The sequence below is a fragment of the Leptolyngbya sp. FACHB-36 genome, assembly GCF_014695955.1.
GTDB lineage: Bacteria > Cyanobacteriota > Cyanobacteriia > Leptolyngbyales > Leptolyngbyaceae > FACHB-36.
Genome location: NZ_JACJPG010000158.1, coordinates 1 through 4,787, shown reverse-complemented (window position 1 = coordinate 4,787; position 4,787 = coordinate 1). Strand labels below are relative to the sequence as shown.

The following is a 4,787-nucleotide window of genomic DNA, read 5'->3' as shown; positions in this document are numbered from 1 at the left end:
GGCACGCTGGGAAAACTGGAAATTCGCGGTCCCGATGCGGCTGAATTTTTGGAGCGCGTCTACACCGGACGCTACAGCAGCTTAAAGGTCGGCATGACGCGCTACGCGGTGATGCTGGACGAAGCGGGCGTGGTCATCGACGATGGCGTGATTGCGCGACTTGGACCAGAGCATTTCTACTTCACCACCACCACGTCGGGTGCTGCGCCAATCTATCGCGAACTGTCGCGGCTGAATACGATGTGGCAGTTGAACTGCGGCATCGTCAATCTGACGGGCGCACGATCGGCGATTAATCTCGCCGGACCCCGCGCTCGCGAGGTTCTGGCTCAGCTAACCGAGTGCGATCTGTCTGGCAGCGTATTTCCCTATTTGGCTGTGCGCGACGCGATCGTGGCTGGAGTTCCAGCGATATTGATGCGAGTGGGGTTTGTGGGCGAGTGGGGCTATGAGATTCATGTCCCCGCAGAATCGGCTCTCCATCTCTGGGATGCGCTGATGGCAGCGGGAGCCGCGTGTCAGATTCAGCCGTTTGGTGTGGAGGCACAGCGGCTTCTGCGATTAGAAAAAGGACACTTAATCGTGAGTCAGGACACCGACGGGCTGACAACGCCGTTTGAGGCAAATTTAACCTGGGCGGTGAAGCAGGACAAGCCGTTTTTCATGGGTCAGCGCAGCTTGCAGATTCTGGCGAAGCGATCGCCGAAGCAAATTCTTGCTGGGTTCATGCTGGAACCCGATTTTACGGGAACGCCGCCGCAAGAGTGCCATTTGGTGATTGAGCAGGGCGACATTGCAGGTCGCGTTACCAGTATTGCTTTTAGCCCAACGCTTCAGCGCTACATTGGCTTGGCGTTTGTGTCGCCGGACCTGTCGAAGGTTGGGCAGCGCCTCTTGATTCGCGTCTCAGACGGCACGATGGTCTCTGCCATTGTCAGCCCTACGCCGTTCTACGACCCGGAGAATGCGCGTCAAAAAGATCCCCTACCGCAGTTGCAGGCAGTATGACCACACCGATTCGCCTCAGTCCCATTCACGAGCATCTGCCGCGTGGCATGTGGCAGATGATCAACGACATGCCAACCCTGACTCACGTTGCGGGTGCCAGCATCGATCGTCTAGCCATCACCGATCGCTCCTGTCTGACCCGATTTGGCGTCAAAGGTGCGGGTGCCGCAGAGTGGCTGAAGACTCAGGGAATTTCGGTGAGCGATCGTCCGAATACGTGGCGATCGCTGCCCGACGGCGGCATCATCGCCCGACTTGGCATGAGCGAATTTCTGATTGAAGATAGCCAGCGCAGCCGCGTTACTCCCCAATTAGCTGCCGCCTGCCAATCGCTGCCTGCAAGCGTCTATCCGGTGCTGCGGCAGGATTTGGCGATCGCGCTTTCGGGTGAACTCGTCAATGAATTACTGCTGCAAACGTGCAGCGTCAACTTTCGAGCGTTTGATTTGAACGATCGACCCGTGGTGCTGACCACAATGGTCGGCGTCAGCGTCACCGTCGTTCCCGACGATCGCGACGGGCTGCCATTCTATCGAATCTGGTGCGATGGCACATTCGGCGTGTATTTCTGGCGCACGCTGGTCGAAATTGTCGAGGAGCTTGGCGGCAGTGTCATTGGCTTCGCGCAATCTGAAATGGAGAGCACGCGGTGATTCTTGAAGTTGCAATTTTAGATGTTAAACCGGGTCAGGCGATCGAGTTTGAAGCCGCCTTTAAAGTTGCCTCCGCCATTATTTCAGCTATGTCTGGCTATCGTTCTCATGAGCTACATCGCTGTCTAGAAACGGCAAATCGCTATATTCTGCTGGTGCGCTGGCAGACCCTTGAAGATCACACGATCGGGTTTCGTCAGTCGCCCCAATATCAAGAGTGGCGACGCTTACTGCACCACTTCTATGAGCCATTTCCCACCGTAGAACACTATGAATGTCAATAAAATCTGCGATCGATGTATCAGGTTCTCGCAATCATTGTGACCCTTAAAAAGGACCTTCATATTCATCCAACCGTAGCGCCGTACAAGAACAATTAATAACAACCGCTAACAGCTAGTCGCTAATAGGAGCCCCGCAAGAATGACCCCGACTGAAGCCAAAAAATTCCTCGAAGACAATCACGTAAAATTCATTCTGGCGCAATTTGTCGATATCCATGGCACCGCCAAAACCAAAGCGGTTCCCGCTTCACACTACGAAGACATTCTTGATCCCGGTGCTGGATTTGCCGGATTCGCCGTTTGGGGCTTGGCGCAACTTCCCAATAGCCCGGACTTTATGGCAGTAGGCGATCCGTCTACGCTGTCGCTGGTGCCGTGGATGCCCGGATTCGCGCGGATGGTTTGCGTTGGGCACGTCAAAGGCAAACCGTACGCTTACGATTCTCGCAACGTTCTGATGCAGCAGCTAGAGCGCCTGACGCAAAAAGGCTGGACATTTAACACCGGATTGGAGCCAGAATTCGCGCTGCTGCGGAAAGATGAACACGATCGCATTTCGCCAGCCGATGGGACCGACACGCTCGAAAAACCCTGCTACGACTACAAAGGGCTGTCGCGCAGCGTTGCCTTTATCGAAAAGCTGGTCGGCTGCCTGCAAACGGCAGGATTTGACGTGTACCAAATTGACCACGAAGACGCAAATGGTCAGTTTGAAATCAATTACACGTACACGGATTGTTTAACGTCCGCCGATCGCTACATCTTTTTCAAAATGGCGGCGTCGGAAATTGCCAAAGAAATGGGATTAATCGCCTCCTTTATGCCAAAACCGTTTGCGAACCGCACCGGAACGGGAATGCATATGCACATGTCCATGTCCGATGGCGCGTCCAATATCTTTGCCGATGACAGCGACGTGCGCGGCTTGGGTTTATCCAAGCTGGGCTATCACTTTCTGGGTGGCTTGTTGGCGCACGCGCCTGCGCTATGCGCGATTTGTGCGCCAACGGTCAATTCCTACAAGCGCTTGGTCGTGGGTCGATCGCTCAGCGGCGCGACGTGGGCACCCGCCTACATCAGCTACGGCGACAACAATCGCTCCAGTATGGTCCGGGTTCCGGGTGGTCGATTGGAACTGCGACTGGCAGACGGGTCCTGTAATCCCTACCTTGCAGCGGCAGTGGCGATCGCGGCGGGATTAGACGGCATCGAAAAGCAACTCGATCCTGGTGAGCCGAGCAATTTCAATCTCTACGATTTATCGCTGTCCGAACTCAGCGACAAAGGCATCCAAACCCTACCGCAGAGCCTCAAAGAGGCGATCGACGCGCTGGCGGCGGATGACGTGATTACGGGCGCACTCGGCGATTTAGCCGATGAATTTATTAACCTGAAACAAATGGAGTGGGTGGAATATATGCGCCACGTGTCCGAATGGGAAGTGCAGCGCTATTTGGAATTTTTCTAATGATAGTGAATCAGCCATTCGTGATTACGCCGACCAATCCTGCCAGCTCTGAAATGCGCGAATTAATTGCAGAGCTGGATGAGTATTTGGCGGCGCTCTACCCGCCGGAAAGCATTCACGGGCTGAATTTCGCGGCGGTGCAGCCCGACTCCGTAACGGTGCTGCTGGCTAAATTTGGTGCCGATCCAGTTGGTTGCGGAACGCTGCGGCGGTTGGACCCTGGTTTTGCGGAAGTGAAGCGGATGTATGTTCGACCGACGGCTCGGGGGCGCGGAGTTGGACGGCAACTGCTGAGCGCGATCGAAGCGATCGCAAAGCAAGCCCATGTTCACACGCTGCGGTTAGAAACGGGCGTGCATCAACCCGAAGCGATTCGCTTGTATGAACGGGCTGGCTTCTACCCAATTCCGCCCTTTGGGGACTACAAACTCGATCCCCTGTGCCTCTTCTTTGAAAAGCCTCTCACCTAAACGCAAACCTATGTGCGGAATTGTTGGACTGTTGATCAAAAAACCAGAATTGCGGGACAGGTTAGGCGAACTCATGGTGCCAATGCTGATTGGCATGAGCGATCGCGGACCTGATTCTGCCGGACTCGCCGTGTTTACGGCAACGCTACCGGAGAACCATCGTAAATACAGTCTGTTTTCTGGCAGTAGCGCCTTCGACTGGACAAAACTGGCGCAGGATTTTCAGGCACAATTCGGGCAACTGCCGGACCTTCAGGCGCACGGAAATCAAGCCGTTTTAACGGCGGATCTAGCGCCCGATGTCGTTAAGCCATGGTTGAAGCAGCAGCCACACCTGCACGTTTTATCAACCGGACGCACGATCGACCTTTACAAAGACACGGGAAAACCGACTGAGGTTGCCGATCGCTACGGGTTTCAATTTCTCAAAGGCTCTCACGTGGTTGGGCACACCCGCATGGCAACCGAGTCGGCGGTGACGCCTGCTCACGCGCATCCGTTCACCGCAGGCGAAGACTTCTGCCTCGTCCACAACGGCTCCCTTGCCAATCCCCATGAGATTCGCCGCAAATTGGAGCCGAGGGGAATTGAATTTGAAACCGACAACGACACCGAAGCCGCCTGCCGCTTTTTGGAGTGGCGCATGCGCGAAGGCGACGACCTAGAAACCGCGATCGCCAACGGCTTTGAAGAACTCGACGGCTTCTACACATTCCTAATGGGCACGGCTGACAAGCTAGCGCTGGTGCGCGATCCGTTTGCCTGTAAGCCTGCGGTGGTTGCAGAAACCGATGAGTACGTGGCGATCGCTTCGGAGTTCCGATCGCTCGCTCACCTGCCCGATATCAATCACGCCCAGCTTTACGAACCGGAGCCGGAGGAGATGTACGTATGGACGGTCTGA

The 4,787-nt window shown here is 55.3% G+C and carries 6 protein-coding genes; all 6 read left to right on the top strand.

All coding sequences use genetic code 11. The annotated features are described in order from the left end of the window. Positions 1-1,008: aminomethyltransferase family protein (locus tag H6F43_RS02365; RefSeq protein WP_190340406.1), on the top strand; the 1,008-nt coding region annotated here is incomplete at its 5' end. Then, positions 1,005-1,661 (top strand): methylglutamate dehydrogenase, encoded by a 657-nt coding sequence (locus H6F43_RS02360; RefSeq protein ID WP_190340405.1) that lies wholly within the window; start codon positions 1,005-1,007, stop codon positions 1,659-1,661. The genes H6F43_RS02365 and H6F43_RS02360, both read left to right, overlap by 4 nt. Beyond that, a complete protein-coding gene (locus H6F43_RS02355; RefSeq protein WP_190340404.1) occupies positions 1,658-1,945 on the top strand; it encodes an antibiotic biosynthesis monooxygenase in 288 nt (95 codons plus the stop codon). The genes H6F43_RS02360 and H6F43_RS02355 overlap by 4 nt, the downstream gene beginning before the upstream one ends. Positions 1,946-2,084: 139 nt before the next feature. After that, a complete protein-coding gene (gene glnT / locus H6F43_RS02350) occupies positions 2,085-3,413 on the top strand; it encodes a type III glutamate--ammonia ligase (RefSeq protein WP_190340403.1) in 1,329 nt (442 codons plus the stop codon). Between the two features lie 5 nt (positions 3,414-3,418). After that, positions 3,419-3,883, top strand: coding sequence for a GNAT family N-acetyltransferase (locus H6F43_RS02345; protein ID WP_199290113.1), 465 nt, complete (start codon positions 3,419-3,421; stop codon positions 3,881-3,883). Positions 3,884-3,893: 10 nt separating this feature from the next. After that, positions 3,894-4,787: a class II glutamine amidotransferase gene (locus H6F43_RS02340; RefSeq protein ID WP_190340401.1), complete on the top strand. Its 894-nt coding sequence runs from the start codon at positions 3,894-3,896 to the stop codon at positions 4,785-4,787.

What these genes read in the sequence shown, in the direction of transcription:
- glnT (WP_190340403.1), top strand. Translation starts at nt 2,085, where the DNA reads ATGACCCCGACTGAAGCCAAAAAATTCCTCGAAGACAATCACGTAAAA.
- H6F43_RS02340 (WP_190340401.1), top strand. Translation starts at nt 3,894, where the DNA reads ATGTGCGGAATTGTTGGACTGTTGATCAAAAAACCAGAATTGCGGGAC.
- H6F43_RS02360 (WP_190340405.1), top strand. Translation starts at nt 1,005, where the DNA reads ATGACCACACCGATTCGCCTCAGTCCCATTCACGAGCATCTGCCGCGT.